General features: G+C 34.4%; 17 protein-coding genes. 13 read left to right on the top strand and 4 right to left on the bottom strand.

Annotation, left to right across the window (positions count from 1 at the left end; genetic code table 11):
- The first annotated feature begins 116 nt into the window (after positions 1–116).
- The 7 genes from ACNQGG_RS05660 to ACNQGG_RS05630 all read left to right on the top strand — a co-directional run bounded on the left by ACNQGG_RS05660 (position 117) and on the right by ACNQGG_RS05630 (position 8,054).
- Positions 117–740, top strand: a complete 624-nt coding sequence (locus tag ACNQGG_RS05660; protein WP_417962053.1) for a murein L,D-transpeptidase catalytic domain-containing protein — start codon at positions 117–119, stop codon at positions 738–740.
- A 480-nt stretch (positions 741–1,220) separates the two neighbouring features.
- Positions 1,221–2,165 (top strand): quinolinate synthase NadA, encoded by a 945-nt coding sequence (gene nadA, locus ACNQGG_RS05655; RefSeq protein WP_417962052.1) that lies wholly within the window; start codon positions 1,221–1,223, stop codon positions 2,163–2,165.
- On the top strand, positions 2,165–3,706 hold the full coding sequence (nadB, locus tag ACNQGG_RS05650) for an L-aspartate oxidase (RefSeq protein ID WP_417962051.1): 1,542 nt from the start codon (positions 2,165–2,167) through the stop codon (positions 3,704–3,706). Before nadA ends, nadB begins: the two co-directional genes overlap by 1 nt.
- Before the next feature lie 77 nt (positions 3,707–3,783).
- Positions 3,784–4,971, top strand: coding sequence for a tRNA 2-thiouridine(34) synthase MnmA (gene mnmA, locus ACNQGG_RS05645; protein ID WP_417962050.1), 1,188 nt, complete (start codon positions 3,784–3,786; stop codon positions 4,969–4,971).
- Between the two features lie 100 nt (positions 4,972–5,071).
- Entirely contained in the window at positions 5,072–6,682 is a 1,611-nt protein-coding gene (locus tag ACNQGG_RS05640) for a S8 family serine peptidase (RefSeq protein WP_417962049.1), read from the top strand.
- 16 nt (positions 6,683–6,698) lie between these two features.
- Positions 6,699–7,643: an NAD(P)H-dependent flavin oxidoreductase gene (locus ACNQGG_RS05635; protein ID WP_417962048.1), complete on the top strand. Its 945-nt coding sequence runs from the start codon at positions 6,699–6,701 to the stop codon at positions 7,641–7,643.
- A 3-nt stretch (positions 7,644–7,646) separates the two neighbouring features.
- Positions 7,647–8,054, top strand: a complete 408-nt coding sequence (locus ACNQGG_RS05630) for a hypothetical protein (RefSeq protein ID WP_417962047.1) — start codon at positions 7,647–7,649, stop codon at positions 8,052–8,054.
- 170 nt (positions 8,055–8,224) lie between these two features.
- On the opposite strand, the gene ACNQGG_RS05625 is transcribed toward ACNQGG_RS05630, so the two are convergent.
- On the bottom strand, positions 8,225–8,665 hold the full coding sequence (locus tag ACNQGG_RS05625; RefSeq protein ID WP_417962046.1) for a DUF4268 domain-containing protein: 441 nt from the start codon (positions 8,663–8,665) through the stop codon (positions 8,225–8,227).
- Positions 8,666–8,761: 96 nt separating this feature from the next.
- On the opposite strand from ACNQGG_RS05625, the gene ACNQGG_RS05620 reads away from it, so the two are divergent.
- Positions 8,762–9,403: an NUDIX hydrolase gene (locus ACNQGG_RS05620; RefSeq protein ID WP_417962045.1), complete on the top strand. Its 642-nt coding sequence runs from the start codon at positions 8,762–8,764 to the stop codon at positions 9,401–9,403.
- A 117-nt stretch (positions 9,404–9,520) separates the two neighbouring features.
- Positions 9,521–10,330 (top strand): lysophospholipid acyltransferase family protein, encoded by an 810-nt coding sequence (locus tag ACNQGG_RS05615; protein WP_417962044.1) that lies wholly within the window; start codon positions 9,521–9,523, stop codon positions 10,328–10,330.
- A 38-nt stretch (positions 10,331–10,368) separates the two neighbouring features.
- Here ACNQGG_RS05615 and ACNQGG_RS05610 read toward each other — a convergent pair whose 3' ends face one another.
- Both ACNQGG_RS05610 and ACNQGG_RS05605 read right to left on the bottom strand, forming a co-directional pair.
- A complete protein-coding gene (locus ACNQGG_RS05610; RefSeq protein ID WP_417962043.1) occupies positions 10,369–11,001 on the bottom strand; it encodes a hypothetical protein in 633 nt (210 codons plus the stop codon).
- Positions 10,998–11,501 (bottom strand): RNA polymerase sigma factor, encoded by a 504-nt coding sequence (locus tag ACNQGG_RS05605; RefSeq protein ID WP_416857836.1) that lies wholly within the window; start codon positions 11,499–11,501, stop codon positions 10,998–11,000. Before ACNQGG_RS05605 ends, ACNQGG_RS05610 begins: the two co-directional genes overlap by 4 nt.
- 289 nt (positions 11,502–11,790) lie before the next feature.
- Here ACNQGG_RS05605 and ACNQGG_RS05600 point away from each other — a divergent pair, with 289 nt between their 5' ends.
- The 3 genes from ACNQGG_RS05600 (at position 11,791) to ACNQGG_RS05590 (ending at position 15,739) form a co-directional block, all read left to right on the top strand.
- Positions 11,791–13,095 carry an NAD(P)/FAD-dependent oxidoreductase gene (locus ACNQGG_RS05600; RefSeq protein ID WP_417962042.1) on the top strand — a complete coding sequence of 435 codons (1,305 nt, stop codon included), beginning with the start codon at positions 11,791–11,793 and terminating at the stop codon, positions 13,093–13,095.
- Positions 13,096–13,145: 50 nt separating this feature from the next.
- The gene (locus ACNQGG_RS05595) at positions 13,146–14,276 is read left to right on the top strand and encodes a lactonase family protein (protein ID WP_417962041.1); all 1,131 of its coding nucleotides are present in this window, start codon (positions 13,146–13,148) and stop codon (positions 14,274–14,276) included.
- 248 nt (positions 14,277–14,524) lie between these two features.
- Positions 14,525–15,739 carry a 3-oxoacyl-[acyl-carrier-protein] synthase III C-terminal domain-containing protein gene (locus ACNQGG_RS05590; RefSeq protein WP_417962040.1) on the top strand — a complete coding sequence of 405 codons (1,215 nt, stop codon included), beginning with the start codon at positions 14,525–14,527 and terminating at the stop codon, positions 15,737–15,739.
- 46 nt (positions 15,740–15,785) lie between these two features.
- Here the strand turns inward: ACNQGG_RS05590 and ACNQGG_RS05585 are convergent, their stop codons facing one another.
- Positions 15,786–16,850, bottom strand: a complete 1,065-nt coding sequence (locus ACNQGG_RS05585) for a DUF3810 domain-containing protein (RefSeq protein WP_417962039.1) — start codon at positions 16,848–16,850, stop codon at positions 15,786–15,788.
- Positions 16,851–16,959: 109 nt separating this feature from the next.
- On the opposite strand from ACNQGG_RS05585, the gene ACNQGG_RS05580 reads away from it, so the two are divergent.
- On the top strand, positions 16,960–18,420 hold the full coding sequence (locus tag ACNQGG_RS05580) for an aminoacyl-histidine dipeptidase (protein WP_417962038.1): 1,461 nt from the start codon (positions 16,960–16,962) through the stop codon (positions 18,418–18,420).
- The last annotated feature ends 86 nt before the right edge of the window (positions 18,421–18,506 follow it).

Below are 18,506 nucleotides of genomic sequence, written 5' to 3'. Positions count from 1 at the left end.
TCACCTTAGGGTAAACATCTATCCGTTTTTTTGTAGTTTTAGGAAACTATGTAGTGTTATGAATTGTTTCGTGACACTCTAAGAATTAATATAGAACAATATTTAAGAACAATATAATGAGAAACGTAATTTTCGTTTTAACATTGATTGGAATGTTATTTTTCAGCAATAAAATTTCAACAAAAAACACTAAAAATAATCCTTCTATCATTGCCGTATCAGGAGATTCAACAGCAGAAAAACTATTGAATCGTGCTCTTGTGATTAAGAAATTCCTAGCCAATAATCCAAATTTTAATAAAGGAATCGTTTTTCTGATTGATATGAAAATCAAGTCTGGAAAAAACAGGTTTTTTGTTTATGATTTAAAAAATGATACCATAATTGATCAAGGTTTGGTTGCCCACGGGATTGGTTCGCAAACACAAACGGAAGGGCAGCTATTATTTAGTAATGAGCCCAATTCCCTTTGTACTTCACTAGGTAAATATTATATAGGAGCTAGCTACAATGGGAAATTTGGCAAATCCTATAAATTATACGGATTGGAACAATCAAACAATAATGCTTTCCTGAGAAATATTGTCATCCATAAATATAGTAAAGTGCCTGGTGAAGAGCAGGAGCAGCCAATTTGTAAAAGTTTTGGTTGTCCTATGGTCAATCAGGAATTTTATGCAAGAATTGAAAAACTAATCGATAATTCAAGAAGTAAAATCCTTTTAGATATTTATTATTGAAAGTATTGTGAACAATCATTATGATTAGGTATCTTTTTTCAAAATCTTAATAATAAATAGTAAAAAAAGCCTTTTTTATGTAAAAATAAAGAAGGCTTTTTGCAATAAGCACCTAGTTTGTTTTAAAACAAAGATTTTGGGATTCATAGAAACGATTTACATCTCAAACAATCAAAGTAATTGCGTGAAAATAAAACTTATTTCCATAAATTTGCAAAAAGCCACCTATGTTTTCTACTATCTGTGAATGCAGAATTTATGTACCATTTTTATTGCTTCACAATCGTATCAAAATAGTAGTGTCTGGCTAAAGAGATTACTAAAAAATGATTCCCTTAAAGCTTTTACGGGTCAAATTGGTGGTACTTTTTTGAGGTATTAATTTGCTTTAAAAAATAAAACAAGTCCAAGATATAAATAGATTTATAGTGTATTCTAAACGAATCAATTTCCTTGGAGAATTACTATAATTAATACTTAATGAATTCAAAAGAAATGAAAAGTCTTAAAGAGCGCATATTAGAATTAAAAAAAGAGAAAAATGCTGTTATTTTAGCGCATTATTATCAGGAAGCCGATATTCAGGATATTGCAGATTATGTAGGTGACAGTTTAGGATTGTCACAAGAAGCCATGAAAGTGGATGCTGATATTATTCTTTTTGCCGGTGTGCATTTTATGGCTGAAACAGCTAAGATTTTAAACCCATCCAAAAAAGTGATTCTTCCCGATTTGAAAGCAGGTTGTTCACTAGCAGAATCTTGTCCTCCGGATTTATTCAAGAAATTTAAGAATGAACATCCCGATCATATTGTTATTACGTACGTGAATTGCTCTGCCGAAATTAAAGCATTGAGCGATATAGTGTGTACATCATCGAATGCTTTGAAAATTGTAGAATCCATTCCTAAAGAAACGCCTATTATTTTTGCGCCGGATAAGAATTTAGGTAAATACATCATCAGCAAAACAGGCAGAGACATGCTGCTTTGGGACGGCTCTTGTGTGGTTCATGAAGCTTTTTCATTGGACAAATTAATTGAAGTTCACAAACAACATCCTGATGCCAAAATTATTGCGCATCCCGAATCGGAAACGCATATTTTGCAAACGGCAGCCTATATTGGTTCGACAGCCGGAATGATTGATTATGTAAAAACGGATCCTAACAATAAATTCATAGTCGCCACCGAAGTTGGAATTTTGCACAAAATGCAACAGGAAGTACCTCATAAAATATTAATTCCAGCTCCCGCTAAAGAGGATAATACGTGTGCTTGTAGTGAATGTGGTTATATGAAAATGAATACTTTACAAAAAGTATACGATTGCTTAGTTCACGAAAGTCCGGAGATTGATGTTCCTGAAAATATTAGAAAAAAAGCCTTACTTCCCATTGAACGAATGCTTGAATTGTCAAAATAATGATTAAAACCAATTATCTAATTATCGGTTCTGGCGTGGCAGGATTGACTTTTGCCATAAAAATAGCAGATCGATTTCCCGATAGAAAAATCACGATAATTACCAAGTCGAATGCCGATGAATCCAACACAAAATATGCTCAGGGTGGTATTGCTATAGTCACTGACCAAACAGAGGATTCCTATAAAAAACACATCGAAGACACCTTAATTTGTGGAGACGGCTTATGTGATGCTTCTGTAGTTGAAATGGTTGTCACTGAAGGTCCAAAACGGTTGAAAGAACTAATAGAATGGGGGGCCAAGTTTGATAAAAACACCAAGGGTAATTTTGATTTAGGTAAAGAAGGCGGCCATTCTCAAAACCGGGTGGTGCATCATAAAGATCAAACCGGTCATGAAATTGAACGTGCTATTTTAGCACAGGTGCATCAAAAAGAGAATATTTCTGTTCTGGATCACCATTTTGCACTTGACTTAATAACCCAGAATAATGCTTGTTTTGGTGCTTATGCATTAGATGAAAAAACAAAAGAAATTATTACTTTCAAATCTGAATTTACGGTATTAGCAACTGGGGGTATTGGTCATCTTTACGGTCATACGACTAATCCTGTAATTGCTACCGGAGATGGAATTGCAATGGCTTTTCGTGCGAATGCCATCATAAGAGATATGGAGTTTATTCAATTTCATCCTACTGCTTTATATGATTCTTCTTCAGGATCTAAATTTTTAATTTCAGAGGCGGTTCGAGGATTTGGTGCTTATTTGCGTACTAAAAAAGGAGTCCGTTTTATGCTAAATTATGATAAAAGAGGCGAATTAGCATCAAGAGATATTGTTTCGCAAAGCATTGATTTAGAATTAAAAAAATCAGGTGACGATTGTGTTTATCTGGATTGTACTCATTTGGATTTAGATGCTTTTACAAAACATTTCCCCATGATTTATGAGCGTTGTAAAAGTATCGGAATCGAAATTCCAAAAGACTGGATTCCCGTAATTCCTGCGCAACATTATCTTTGTGGTGGGATTATGGTAGATAAAAATGGAAAAACAACGGTAACCAATTTATTTGCTTGTGGGGAATGTTCTCAAACAGGATTGCATGGTGCGAATCGATTAGCGTCGAATTCATTGTTGGAAGCGCTTGTGTATTCGGAGAAGATATACTATTATTTGGCTAATACTTCAGTTGGAAATCTTCCATTCGAAGGTATTATTTCAGATTGGGAATCAGTTGAAAGACCTAAAATGGATGTGAGTCAAATAGCAAAAATGAAAGCAGAATTACAACTTCTAATGCGTCAGAATATTGGAATTGTTCGTAATGATGTTGATTTGTATAAGGCTAAAGAACAACTAACCGAAAGAAAAAAGGAATTAGAAAAAATAAGCAAAGAGTTCCAAATCAGCACTGCTATTTATGAACTTTATAATATGTACGCAATAGGGGCCTTAATCGTTCAGCACTCGATTGAAAGAGTAGCTAATCGAGGTGGATTTATGAAGACTGTATCAAACAAAAAAAAGAATTAGGCGTTATTTATTCTATTCCTTTTCCTATTATAAATCTTTGTAACTTTGCACCCTTATAAAATTATAATTTTTTGAAGATGAAACGTGTTGTTGTAGGACTTTCCGGAGGTGTAGATTCGAGTGTTGCTGCTTATTTATTGCAACAACAAGGCTATGAAGTTATAGGTCTTTTTATGAAAAATTGGCATGATGATTCTGTTACTATTTCTAATGAGTGTCCATGGCTGGAAGATAGTAATGACGCATTGCTTGTGGCTGAAAAATTAGGAATTCCTTTTCAAACCGTAGATTTAAGCGAAGAATACAAAGAGAAAATCGTTGATTATATGTTCAACGAATATGAAAAAGGGCGAACTCCAAATCCTGATGTACTTTGTAACCGCGAAATAAAATTTGACGTTTTCATGAAAATTGCTTTAAGTCTTGGAGCCGATTATGTGGCAACAGGACATTACTGTCAAAAAAGCGAAATTGAAGTCAATGGTGAAACCGTTTATCAATTGAAAGCTGGTGCCGATACCAACAAAGATCAATCCTATTTTCTTTGTCAGTTGTCACAAGAGCAATTGGCAAAATCTTTATTCCCAATTGGAGAATTGACCAAACCGGAAGTTCGGGAAATTGCTGCCCAAATGGATTTGATTACTGCCGAAAAGAAAGATTCTCAAGGGTTATGTTTTATTGGGAAAGTACGTTTGCCAGAGTTTTTACAACAAAAATTGCAGCCTAAAGATGGCCTTATTATTCAAATTGATAAAAATGATTCGGTTTACAATTCTGAAAAACAAGAAGGTCTAACTCTGGAAGAGGATTTAGCTTTCGATGCAAGAAAACTTCCATATACTCCAGAAATGGGAAAAAAAGTGGGGAAACATCAAGGGGCTCATTATTTTACCATTGGACAAAGAAAAGGATTGAATGTAGGCGGAACAACGGATCCATTATTTATCATCGCTACAAATGTGGCAACCAATACAATTTATACCGGATTAACCAGTCAACATCCGGGATTGTTCAAGAAAGCATTGCAGATAGAAAAATCTGAAGTGCATTGGATTCGTAAAGATTTGGCTTTGGCCAATGGCGAAACCATGGATGTTATGGCCAGAATACGTTACAGACAACCTTTACAAAGTGCCACATTACATCAATTTGAGAACGGCATGTTTGTTGCATTTAAAGAACCACAATCCGCAATAACCGAAGGACAGTTTGTTGCTTGGTATTTAGAAGAAGAATTAGTTGGTTCGGGAGTAATTTCTTAGCTTAGTACTTTATTTGTAAAACGCCACAAAAACAGCTGTTTTGGTGCTTAAGTAATAGATTTTTATTGGTTTTTTTATGTTTTAAAGAAATAATATTATTATGGTAAAAATCTATTTACTTCTTTTTTTATTCATTACTTCTATTGGTTTTTCTCAAGAAGATGCTTGGGTATATTTCAATACCAAACCCAATTCTCAATCATATATAAGTACCCCTTTACTGATGCTTTCCCAAAGAGCTTTGGACAGAAGAACGAATCAGAATATAGTTTTAGATTTTAAAGATGTTCCTGTTGAATCATCATACGTCAGTCAAGTAAAAGCAGTTGCAGGAATTACTGTTAAGGCAAAATCCAAATGGTTGAATGCAATTCATGTTCGAGGAACACAGGCAATTATAAATTCATTAAAAACGTTTCCTTTTGTAACTAAAGTTGATTTTGCAGATAAATTACTCAATCAAACAGGTAAAATAACGAAGTCAACTAAAATTAAAAAGGTAACTAAAAGTAAGAAAACCAAAATTGATTACGCTTACGGAACGTCTGCAAATCAAATTCAGATGCTTAACGGACAGCTATTGCACCAACATAATTATACCGGAGCAGGGAAAATAATTGCGGTTTTAGACGCTGGATTTCCCGGTGTTAACACAGCGCAACCTTTTCAAAGATTACGAGATAATAATCAAATTTTAGGAGGTTATAATTTTGTTTTAAGAAATCCAGATTTTTACACTGGAGCTTCGCACGGTACATCAGTACTTTCTTCAATGGGTGGTTACAAAGAAAATTCATTGGTGGGAACAGCGCCAGATGCTTCTTATTATTTATTTATCACCGAAGATGATACTTCCGAAAACCCTGTTGAAGAATCCCTTTGGGTTGAAGCAGCTGAAAGAGCAGATAGTTTGGGAGTTGATATTATAAACACTTCTCTAGGCTATTTTGAATACGATAAAAGCACTTACAACCATACCTACAGCGAGATGAATGGAACGACAGCTTTTATTTCGCGTGGTGCTGAAATTGCGTTTAGTAGAGGAATGATTGTGGTGGTTTCAGCCGGAAATTCAGGAGGAACAGCTGATCCTTATATTGCTGTACCCGCCGATGCTGTATCTGTAATTGCTGTTGGAGCGGTGAAATCTTCCGAGGTATTGGCTTCATTTAGTTCCATTGGACCTTCGTCTGATGGTAGGATAAAACCGGACGTTATGGCCCAAGGACAATCGGATGTTTTGTCTGATGAATTTGGAAATATTGTATATGCAAATGGAACTTCTTTTTCCAGTCCTATTATGGCAGGAATGATTGCTTGTTTATGGCAGGCAAATCCCAGTAAAACCAATATCGAAATTCGCCAATTAATTATAAAATCGGCTGACAGGTATACGGTGCCTGATAATCAATATGGTTACGGTATTCCAGATTTTAATTTAGCGGTGAGTAACGGGTTATCGTTGAACACTTTTTCGGATGATTTTATAATCTATCCAAATCCGGTAATTGATTTTATTACAATTTCATTACCAGTTGGATTAGATAGAGCGATGGTTAGTATCTATTCTATTTCAGGTCAAAAAGTACTGAATAAAGAAATTACAATTGAATCGGCCAGTATTTCATTGAAAGCATTGAGTAAAGGGATTTACATATACAAAGTAGAATCAAATTCTTTTTATAAAAGCGGAAAAATAATAAAACAATAACAGCATCACATAGCACATGAATAAAATCACGGAGCTTTTCAAAATTAAATATCCAATTATTCAAGGAGGAATGATTTGGAATAGCGGTTATAAATTAGCAAGTGCGGTGAGTAATGCGGGAGGTTTAGGATTGATAGGAGCGGGTTCTATGTATCCTGAAGTCTTGCGGGAACACATTCAAAAATGTAAAAAAGCAACTTCAAAACCTTTTGGAGTAAATATTCCGATGTTGTATCCCAACATGGAAGAAATCATGAAAATTATTGTTGATGAAGAAGTAAAAATCGTTTTTACATCAGCTGGAAATCCAAAAATATGGACTTCTCATTTGAAAGGAAATGGCATAACGGTAGTACATGTGGTCAGTAGTTCTGTTTTTGCATTGAAAGCTCAGGATGCAGGTGTTGACGCCATAGTTGCCGAAGGATTTGAAGCAGGAGGACATAACGGAAGAGAGGAAACTACTACTTTTACTTTAATTCCCATGGTGAAAGAAAAAATTACCATTCCGTTGATCGCTGCCGGAGGTATTGCTACCGGTCGTGGCATGCTTGCCGCTATGGTATTAGGAGCAGACGGAGTTCAGGTAGGAAGTAGATTTGCTGCTTCGGTAGAATCATCTGCACATGAAAATTTTAAGGAAACAATTATAAATGTTAAAGAAGGCGATACGCAATTGACCTTGAAAGAGCTCGCTCCTGTTCGATTGATTAAAAATAAATTTTATCAGGATGTTCAGTATTTGTATGAAAAGTGCGCCACAAAAGAAGATTTAATCAGTTTGTTAGGAAGAGCGAGAGCAAAACGGGGTATGTTTGAGGGTGATTTAATCGAAGGAGAATTAGAAATAGGCCAAGTGGCGGGATTAATTCACGAGATAAAACCGGCGGGAGCTATCGTTGAAGAAATGATAGCTGATTTTGAAAAGGCTATAAGAGAAGTAATGAATTTTGATTTTTAAATAATGACAAAGAAAAAAATAGTTGTAATGTTGCTTTTTATGTTAGGTCTGCAATATTCCTACAGCCAAAACTATAAGTTTAAAACTTCAGGTTTTAGTGTTTTAGAAAAAAAAGAAAATGGAAAATGGGGAAAATGGTCTGATTTGGGTTTGGTTAATATTTTAGTCACTTTGGACACCAATAAAAACAGAATTGTAATTTATTCCCAAGTTATTCAATTGTTTGAAATTATAGAGTATCAAGCCACAGAAGAGAATGAGACCGATATAGTTTATTCATTCACTTGTAAAGACAATAATGGAGATGATTGTACACTTTCCATCATTACCCGAAAAAAACAAGACAATAGGAAACAACTGTACATCAATTATGATGATAGAATTGTAGTTTATAATATTTTCAATATGTAATGAACAATCCGCTTTAAGCAGATTTTTTTATGTCAATTTGAATTCGGTAAAATAGAATTGTGATTTTGTTATGTTGCGTGAGGGATGGTAGTGAAAAGCCCACAGCCTGACAAAGGAAGAGCGAGGACTTGTAACGTACAGCCCGACCCGTTTTCTCAACGGGTCACGCCCTAAATTTTCTCAATATCTTTTATAAATTCATCATACTCCCTATAGAATAATTCCAGAGCATTCATTTTCTCCTGATAGAAATCAAAAATTTCATCCCAATAGTTGCGATTGCTTACACCGACGCCTAATTTTTCAACCCAAATGCGACTGATAGTTTTACCGTTTTCTAGAGTATAGTCTTTTTCGAAAACCAAATCTTTTATGAATTCGTCTTCCAAAATGTTTTTTAATGCTTCTATTTTTTCAAAATAGGCAATTCGTTTTTCATCGTTACGATGCTCAATATCTATTAAAACTTGGGCTTTTTTATTATCTACATAAAACTTGAAAGAGAAATCCTTTATTTTGGTATCGTATAGAACCCATTTTCGAGGGTATTTTTCTGCGAATGTGACCCAGAATTCTCGTTTTAATTTTTGAGTTTCTTCTTTACTGTACATTTTTATTTATTTGATTTGATTTTAGAAAATTTGCTAAACGTTATTTTCTAAACTATATTTATAAGATCTTTTGGTATGCAAAAATAGACTTTGATTATGGATTTTCAAGATTTTTTAAAATATGTTCCCAATTTTGCCCAAGCAAAACTCCCTGCATTTGAAGCGCACATTAAAATGGCGCCTCTCGAGCGGATAGATGCTCTGAAAAATGGAATGTTTGATAATACAAATTCAAGAAAAGCAGCAGTCATGATGTTGTTCTACCCTAAAAAAGGAAGAACGCATTTGGTACTAATTGTAAGAAGTTCGTATGATGGGACCCATTCTTCGCAAATAGCATTTCCTGGAGGCAAATTTGAACCGGAAGATACCGTTTTTGCAAATACGGCTTTGCGGGAAACTCATGAGGAAATAGGGATTCTTCCCAGAGACATAGAAATTATCAAGCCTTTTACAGCATTGTATATTCCGCCAAGTAATTTTATAGTACATCCTTTTTTAGGAATTAGCAGAGCCGAAATCCGTTTTATTCCCGACTATAACGAAGTGGCAGATATAATTGAATTGCCATTGTCGGTTTTTTTAAGTGATGAAATAATTATTAGTGCTGAAATGGTCACTTCTTATGCCGGTAAAATTACTGTTCCGGCTTTCAAAATTGAGCAACACATTGTTTGGGGCGCTACAGCTATGATGTTGAGTGAATTGAAAGATGTTTTGAAAGAAGGTATGAGGTAAGAAAAAGTTGTTTAATTGATTTTTTTTTAATTTAGTTCACATAAAAACGACTACTGTCGACAAATATAATTTTCGTACGTTTGTAATCCAAATTCACAAAAAAAAACACACAATTTTATGGGATTGTTTAAGAGAAATCCTTTTGGGCACATACTATTTATAAAAAAATGGCTGATCCGAATCTTCGGAGCCATTACGCATAGACGCTATAGAGGATTTAATGAATTACAAATTGAGGGGTCTGAAATTATCAGAAATTTACCGGATACCAATGTATTATTTATTTCCAATCATCAAACCTATTTTGCCGATGTAGTGGCTATGTTTCATGTCTTTAATGCTAGTTTAAGCGGGCGTGATGATACAATCAAAAACGTATGTTACCTCTGGCAGCCCAAAATGAATATTTATTATGTCGCCGCCAAAGAAACGATGCAAGCCGGATTATTACCAAGAATTTTGGCCTATGCAGGAGCAATTTCGGTAGAACGGACCTGGCGTGCTAAGGGAGTCGATGTTCAAGAAAAGAAAGATATAAATCCGGATGATACTGAAAATATCAAAATAGCACTAAAAGATGGCTGGGTAATCACTTTTCCGCAAGGAACTACAAAATCGTTCAAACCCGTTCGAAAAGGAACGGCTCATATTATCAAACAACATAGACCCATTGTTGTTCCTATTGTTATTGATGGTTTCCGGCGTTCGTTTGATAAAAAAGGATTACGGATGAAAAAGAAAGGAATCCTGCAGTCCTTTATCATAAAAGAACCTTTGGATATTGATTACGATACCGATACAATTGATGAAATCGTTGAAAAAGTAGAATATGCTATTGAACAACATCCTTCGTTTTTAAAAGTTATTCCAGCCGAAATAATTAAAGAACAGGAAGAATTGAATAAAACCCGTCGTTGGGAATATTAATAAATAAAAAAGAGTTCATTGCGAACTCTTTTTTAGAATTACAAATCTATTTTTTTTAATTCTTTATAATTAGCGTACAATTTTCTTAATAAGATTCCATACAATAACCTGTAAAACAACCAGAATATCCCAAAAAATACAGCGATAGTCAAAATTAGAATGCCTATCGTGAGAACCATTATCTTTCCGTCGTTGGCAATTTTATCCTTCAAAATACTTACATCAGGATTGTAAGAAAAGGCAATCACAAAACCAATAATTAGGCTAAAAACAATCATGGCAAGATTATACCAAACATAATATTGGACTGTTTTTCGGGTTTTTAGAATGTCTTTCATCAACTGTTTTGTGGATGCCGTTGTCGAAATCAAGATGTAGTTTTTATAAAATAAATAGATAAAAACCAATATCACGCCATAATTTAAAATAGTTAATGCCTCAAAATATTGGATTAACTCATCGTGCTTGATTTTTTTTAAATAATCATCCGAATTAAAAAGGACACTAATTGATGTCCACAATAAAACCTCCAAAATACTGATGATCAAAATCCATCTCACTATCGAAGATGATTTTTTATGAATCATTTTGTAAATCTCTATTTCCGAAACTTGTTCAAAAGAATTATCATTCTTCTGCCAATCTTTTTTTAATAAATCCAGCTCTTTCATACTCCTAATGGATTTAATATTTTTTTTAATTTCCCCTTTATTCTATTCATTTTCACTCGGGCATTCACTTCACTAATTCCTAATGTCTCGGCTATTTCGGTATAATCTTTGTCTTCCAGATACATAAAAACCAGTGCTTTTTCAATATCATTCAGCTGGTAAACCGCCTTATACAGGAGCTTTATCTGCTCCTCTTCCTCATAATTATACTCAACATCTTTCAAAAAATGTTGCCGCCCTTCAAACTCAATGGTACTTATGGATCGCTTGGTTTTTCGGTATAAAGTGATTGCAGTATTCAAAGCCACCCGATAGGCCCAAGTCGAAAATTTACTGTCACCCCTAAATTTTGGAAATGCTTTCCAGAGCTGAATCGTGATTTCCTGGAACAAATCCTTGTGTGCATCATCGCCATTAGTATACAATCTACAAATTTTGTGGATTATATTCTGATTTTCCTGCAACTGTTTTACAAAAGAATGTTCTAAATTATCACTCATATATACGTTAGTAATCCAAAGATAGATTTTGTTACAAAGTAGCCTTTTTTTTCTGGAAGCACAAATTTTAGCATCCATGATAATGATTCCTCCCGCTGTGCATTGCAATCTTTCCAGTCCTGAAAAAAAATCAGGACTAGAAAGGATTTCCATTGCCATCGGGGCTAATTGACATGTTTAGATTTCTAAAGAACTTTTTCCAAAAACAAAAATTTTGATAATAATTGTTAGAATTCAAGGTTGTAAAACATTGTATCTTTGAGTACCAACAATTCAGAACTTTTTAAATATGAACATCCCTGATTCAGCTTTACCCAGAATAGTCATCATAGGAGGAGGCTTTGCAGGACTTGCACTGGCCAGAAAACTAAAAAATAAAGATGTCCAAGTTGTTCTTTTGGACAAACACAACTACCATACTTTTCAACCCCTATTGTATCAAGTAGCGACTGGCGGACTCGAAGCGGGTTCCATCGCGTATCCTATCCGGAAAGTAATTCAGGAATACGATGATGTCTATTTTAGATTGACTACTGTAGCAGAAATTGATACTAAAAACCAAAAAGTGATTGCTGAAATCGGGGAACTGAGTTATGATTATCTCGTTATAGCGACGGGTTCCAAAACTAATTATTTTGGCAACAAAGAAATAGAGCGCAACAGTATGTCTATGAAAACCATACCACAATCGCTCAATATTCGCAGTCTTATTCTCGAAAATTTCGAACAAGCCGTTTTAACCACTGATATAGCCGAACGAAATAGCCTTATTAATTTTGTACTCGTTGGTGGTGGACCAACGGGAGTAGAGCTGGCTGGCGCTTTGGCTGAAATGAAAAAAGCCATCTTGCAAAAAGATTATCCCGATCTTGATATTGCCAAAATGGAAATTAACCTAATACAAAGTGGCGACAGAATTCTAAACACGATGAGCGAGGATTCCTCACAAGCCGCCGAAAAATTTCTAACAAGTTTGGGGGTGAAAATCTGGAAAAACGTGCGTGTTACTAATTATGACGGACGAACGATAATAACCAATTCTGATTTGACATTTGAAACTGCCACGGTAATCTGGACTGCGGGTGTACAAGGTGCTATAGTTGCGGGTTTGGACGCTGAATCCTTGATCGAAAAAGTAGAGCGTATTCGAGTAAACAAATACAATCAAGTAGTAGGCTATGACAATATTTTTGCCTTGGGCGATATTGCATCCATGGAAACCGAAGCGTATCCGCAAGGACATCCCATGATGGCACAACCTGCTATGCAACAAGGGAAATTGTTGGGAGAAAACATAATTAATTTAATTAGAAAACAACCCATGGAAGCTTTTGAATACAATGACAAGGGCTCCATGGCAACCATAGGAAGAAATAAAGCGGTAGTCGATTTGCCAAAATACCATTTCAGTGGCGTTTTTGCCTGGTTTGTCTGGATGTTTGTCCATTTGTTCTCGCTTATTGGCTTCAAAAACAAGGCGGTAGTTTTCTTGAATTGGGTGTACAACTACATTCGTTTTGACCGGGAAGGACGATTAATTATCCGCCCGTACAAAAAGAAAAGTTTCACGACTTTTACGAGTGATGAGGTGTAAAAAAAATCGATTTTAGAGGTGATTCTAAATTCTTATATTTCAAATCAAAAATGGTTAAAACTATTGCAACTTTCTTCTTTACATTATTTGTTAGCTTTAATTGCTATTCGCAAAATAGTTATGTATTTGTAGGTTCTTATAATTCGGATAAAAATAAAGAAGGAATATATGTATTTCAATTAGATACAATGACGGGTAATTTAAAGAAAATTACAACTGTCAAAAATATACTAAACCCTTCCTATTTAACAGTGTCTCCAAATGGAAAATATGTTTTTGTCTGTACAGAAACAAGAACACCAAATGCAGGAAGTGTCAGTAGTTTTGAATTCAAACCTAAAAAGAAGACGCTAACATTTATTAACAGTCAAAAAAGTGGTGGTGAAAACCCAGTATATCTTTCGGTTCATAAAAATGGAAAATGGCTCGTTAATGCTAACTATACTCAAGGAAGTGTTTCTGTTTATCCAATAACTGCAGGTGGTAAAATAAATCCAATTGTTCAAAATTTTTCCTATTCAGAAGGCAGTATTAACAAGGAAAGGCAAGAGCGTTCCCACATACATTCGGCGGTATTTTCTCCGAATTATGATTTTGTGTTTTTACCTGATTTAGGTGCCGATAAAATTAGAAGTTATCGATTTAATTCTACTAAAAAACAACCACTTTCAGAAAATCAATATCCTTTTACGCAAACCACATTAGGAAGCGGACCAAGACATTTTACATTTCATCCTGACGGGAAATTTGCTTATTGCATTGAAGAAATCAGTGGGACCATAAGTGTTTATGCCTATGGGAATGGAAAATTAGATCCAATTCAAAGAATTAATACCCATACTGATGCATTAAAAGAAGGGTTTAGTAGTGGAGATATTCACATTTCACCTGATGGACGTTTTCTATATGCTTCTAATCGTGGGGAAGAAAATAATATTGCAATATTTTCTATAGAAAGCAATGGTACTTTAAAAACAGTAGGGTATCAATCTACTTTTGGTAAAACTCCACGGATATTTACTATTGATTCTACTGGAAAGTTCTTGATAGCAGCGAATCAAACAAGTGGTAATGTAGTCGTTTTTAAACGAAATTTAGTTACGGGTCTGTTGAAAAAATCGGGAACTGAAATAAATTTAGAAAATGCTTCTTGTGTGCAAATTAAACACTATCGTAATTAGCGATTATTACTTTAAAATTTAATATTAAAAAGTTGTGATGGCATTCTTACAGGCATGATAATCAGTGCTTTTTTTTGATGTAAAATCATTCTTACAATGTATTGATTTATAGTATTTTAACAAAAATATGGCTTTTCTAAGTATTTGTAAATCAAGCATTTACGTTTTTGTAATTTTAACAAATTATTGACATTGTTTTTCGAATAAAATTTAAATTAATTTTATAAAAATAAACAAAGTTATACTTAATGAAAAATGTTATCCTTTCCAATTTTCATCCCATTTTGGTGGGAAAATTAATAGATCAAACAAAGCTCAATCAGTACACAAAATTTCTCTATTACTATTTTCAAAATCACCCACAATCGGGTATTTCAAAGAATGATGGTGTTGAGCCTGCAAGTTTTGAGTCTATATCTGAGCATGTAGATAAGTATTCGGTTTCTTCAGAAAGTATCAATAGCAGACAAATTTTGATTTTTGAAGATGTGGATAATTTTATTGAAAATGAAATGGATATTACTTTGCCTTCTGAATACCATTTACCTGTCGGTTTTGAAATTAAACCTGGAAATCTTTCTGGACCTAAAATAGAGGTTCGGATGGAATGGTTTAAAAGAAAAATGGGATATGTTTTTGATGAGTTTTATTCAAATACAATTTCGAGCCCTGAAAATTTAATTCATGTTACTTGTTCCGGTTATTCTTCTCCCAGTGTTGCTCAGGAAGCCGTTATTGAAAGAGATTGGGAAACGGTTCAAGTTACTCATTCCTATCATATGGGATGTTACGGTGCTTTTCCAGCAATTCGTACCGGCAGAAGTTTGCTATGCTCTAGCGAAACTAAAGGGAGAGTAGATATAGTTCACACGGAATTATTGTCGGCCCATTTAAATTTAGTTGAGTTTTCTAATTCAAATACCATGATTTGCTCCCTTTTTGCAGATGGATTCATAGGATATTCTTTATTCGATGAGGAATCATTTATGCAAGATGATGCATTTCCGGAGAAAAAAGGATTGCGAATTGTCGCGGCTCATGAGGTAATTATTCCTGATTCATTAGAGGACATGTCTTGGGATTTAGGGGAATATAATTTTTTAATGACACTCTCCAAACGCGTTCCCGTTTTTATTCGTAAAAATATCAAACCGTTTTTGACTACGCTTTGCAAAAAAGGAGGTGTAGATCTTGAAGAACATAAAGACAACATGCATTTTGCAATACATCCTGGAGGACCAAAAATCATAGATTATGTTATAGATGCCGTTGGATTGTCTAAAGACCAAGCAATTTGGTCTTATGAAATTTTACGCCGCCTGGGAAATATGTCTTCGGCAACGATTCCTCATATTTTTAATGAAATTGTAAATGATTCCAACATAAAATCAGGAACAAAAGTTGTTGCAATGGCATTTGGGCCAGGACTTACAGCTACAGGATTGTTGCTTGAAAAAATATAATTCAGATAAAAACTTATAAAAGAAATAGGCTATAAGCGGTTCACGTTTATAGTCGATTGTCTTTTTTATAATAATTCACCATCAAATTCACAAATTTACTATATCCTTCCATGCCATCTTTTTGTTGGTTTAATTTCAGGAAATTGTCATAAAAAGCATGAAAACCAGTTTCAATAGGGGTTTCATATTGCTTCCAGAAATGGTCACTTTCTTTGTAGTTCTTCAAAATTCCCGGATGAACAGTTTTTAGCAATTGTTTAAATACTTTTTCATTTCGAATTTGCCAATTGCTTAAACAATAGCGTAAAGCCATGCTGTATCCAGAATATTGAAAGTATAAATTGTTGTTTTTTACTGAGGCTAAAAATCCAATAAAATTACATTCGCTTTCACTGGCATAGCCCATTTGATGAGCCATTTCGTGATTGGTTGTCATTGGAAAACTATACATAGGTCCAAGATAATTTACTTGGGCTTCATTTGTGAACGGATTCAAATAGCCGCCAAAACCCATATAAGCCAAAGGCAAACTGAGAATCGATTTTTTAGTACTCAAATGACTATAAGTAAAATAGGGGTATTGATTGGATAGGTTTTTATAACCATTTAAATTCATTTCAAAAACCTGTTCTTGCGAGTAAGGGAAGACCACTTTTAAACTGTCGTTTTTTGTAATCTGACCTTGAACAGCGTTAGTTTTAATGATTAATTTTTTGGTGAAAGCCAATAAATCAGCATCCGAATACTCTTTTTTAATTGCCATTTTCTCAAAAAGTGGTTGTCGGTGATAATTGAAAGCCCAAAGAATATGGAATAAAAAATAAAAAACGGAAAGATAACTTAAAATAGACAGAATGTTGTTTTTCCAAGCTTGTTTCCAGGATTTTCGTTTGTTCCAAAACCATATTAATATAAGTGAAATTACAATGAAATAAATGAAATCACCCACAGAAAAAGGAATTGTGCCAAAAACAATTCTCGAAAATGTAGCAATAATAGGATATAAGCCATTGCTGTAAAATTGCTCGACATATTCTGGAAAAAAAGGAATAATCTGCAAAAACAGTATTTGTACTAAAAGAAAGAAGGAAAGAAAATATTTTGGTTTCACTGGATGAACTTTGAATATGTAAAGATAATTACAATATCAATTAGTATCGAAAAGAATTTAAACTTTGTAACTTTGGGGCTTGTAAATGGTAAACCTCAAACAAAAATAAATGAGTCAAGAAATAAGAAATTTGGAACCAAAAGTACTTTGGAACAAGTTTGCCGATTTAAACGCGGTGCCCCGTCCTTCTAAAAAAGAAGAGCGTGTAATTGAGTTTATGAAAAATTTCGGAAACAGTCTGGGATTGGAAACTTTTGAAGATGAAATCAGGAATGTTATTATTCGTAAACCGGCTACTCCAGGAATGGAAAACCGTAAAGCGATTGTGATTCAAGGCCATTTGGATATGGTGCATCAAAAAAATGCAGATACCGTTTTTGATTTTGATACACAAGGGATAGATATGTATGTGGATGGAGACTGGGTTCGCGCGCGCGGAACTACACTTGGTGCTGATAACGGTCTTGGAGTTGCCGCAATTATGGCGATTTTAGAAAGTAAAGAGATTCCGCATCCTGCTATTGAAGCCTTGTTTACAATTGATGAAGAAACTGGAATGACTGGCGCTTTAAATCTAAAAGGAGGCATTCTTCAAGGTCAAATCCTGTTGAATTTAGATACAGAAGAGGATGATGAAATTGACATTGGTTGCGCCGGAGGAATCGATGTAACGGCTACAAGAAGTTATCATGAAGAAGAAGTTCCGGAAGGGTCTGTTGGACATATTATCACTGTAAAAGGATTGAAGGGCGGGCATTCAGGTATGGATATCCATAAAGGTTTGGGTAATGTCAATAAAATAATGAACCGTTTGTTATTTGATGCTTTTGAAAACTTCGGTTTGCAAGTAGTGGAAATCAATGGAGGAAGTTTACGTAACGCTATTCCAAGAGAAAGTGTTGCTACAGTAATTATTTCCGAAATGTTTGACGAAGCTTATATTTTTGATATGCAAGAAATCATTAATGATATCAAAAATGAATTTAAAACTACGGAACCAAACTTAACTATCGAAATCGTGAAATGCGATTTGCCAAAAAAAGTAATGGATTTAGGTGTTCAGGAAGGAATTATCAGAGCAATTTACGCAGCACATAATGGAGTGTATCGCATGAGTGCTGATATGGAAAATCTGGTGGAGACTTCTAATAATATTGCCAGAGTAATCATCAAAGATGGTGAAATTTCAATAGGATGTTTGACTCGTTCTTCTGTAGAAACGTCTAAATATGATTTGGCTAATTCTTTGCGTTCCGCTTTCGAATTGGTAGGTTGTGAAGTGGAACTTTCCGGTTCTTATCCGGGCTGGACTCCAAATGTAAATTCGGAGATTCTAGACGTTCTGGTTGCCATTTACGAAAAACAAAATAACGAGAAACCAAAAGTTGTGGCTTGTCACGCAGGATTAGAATGTGGAATTCTGGGAACTAATTATCCTGACATGGATATGATTTCTTTTGGACCGACAATTCACGGAGCGCATTCGCCAGATGAAAGAGCGAGTATTTCTTCTTCTCAGAAATTTTGGAAATTTGTTTTGGAAATTTTAGCCAATATTCCGGTTAAATAGTATTCAGTTTTCAGTCGCAGTTTTCAGTTCCTACTTATGATATTAAGAATAACTGAAAACTGAGACTGCGACTGAAAATTTTTAAA

Origin of the sequence: Flavobacterium esculini (genome assembly GCF_048284325.1) — a bacterium.
GTDB lineage: Bacteria > Bacteroidota > Bacteroidia > Flavobacteriales > Flavobacteriaceae > Flavobacterium.
The sequence above is the reverse complement of the archived record's forward strand: the minus strand, read 5'-3'. Positions and strand labels throughout refer to the sequence as shown.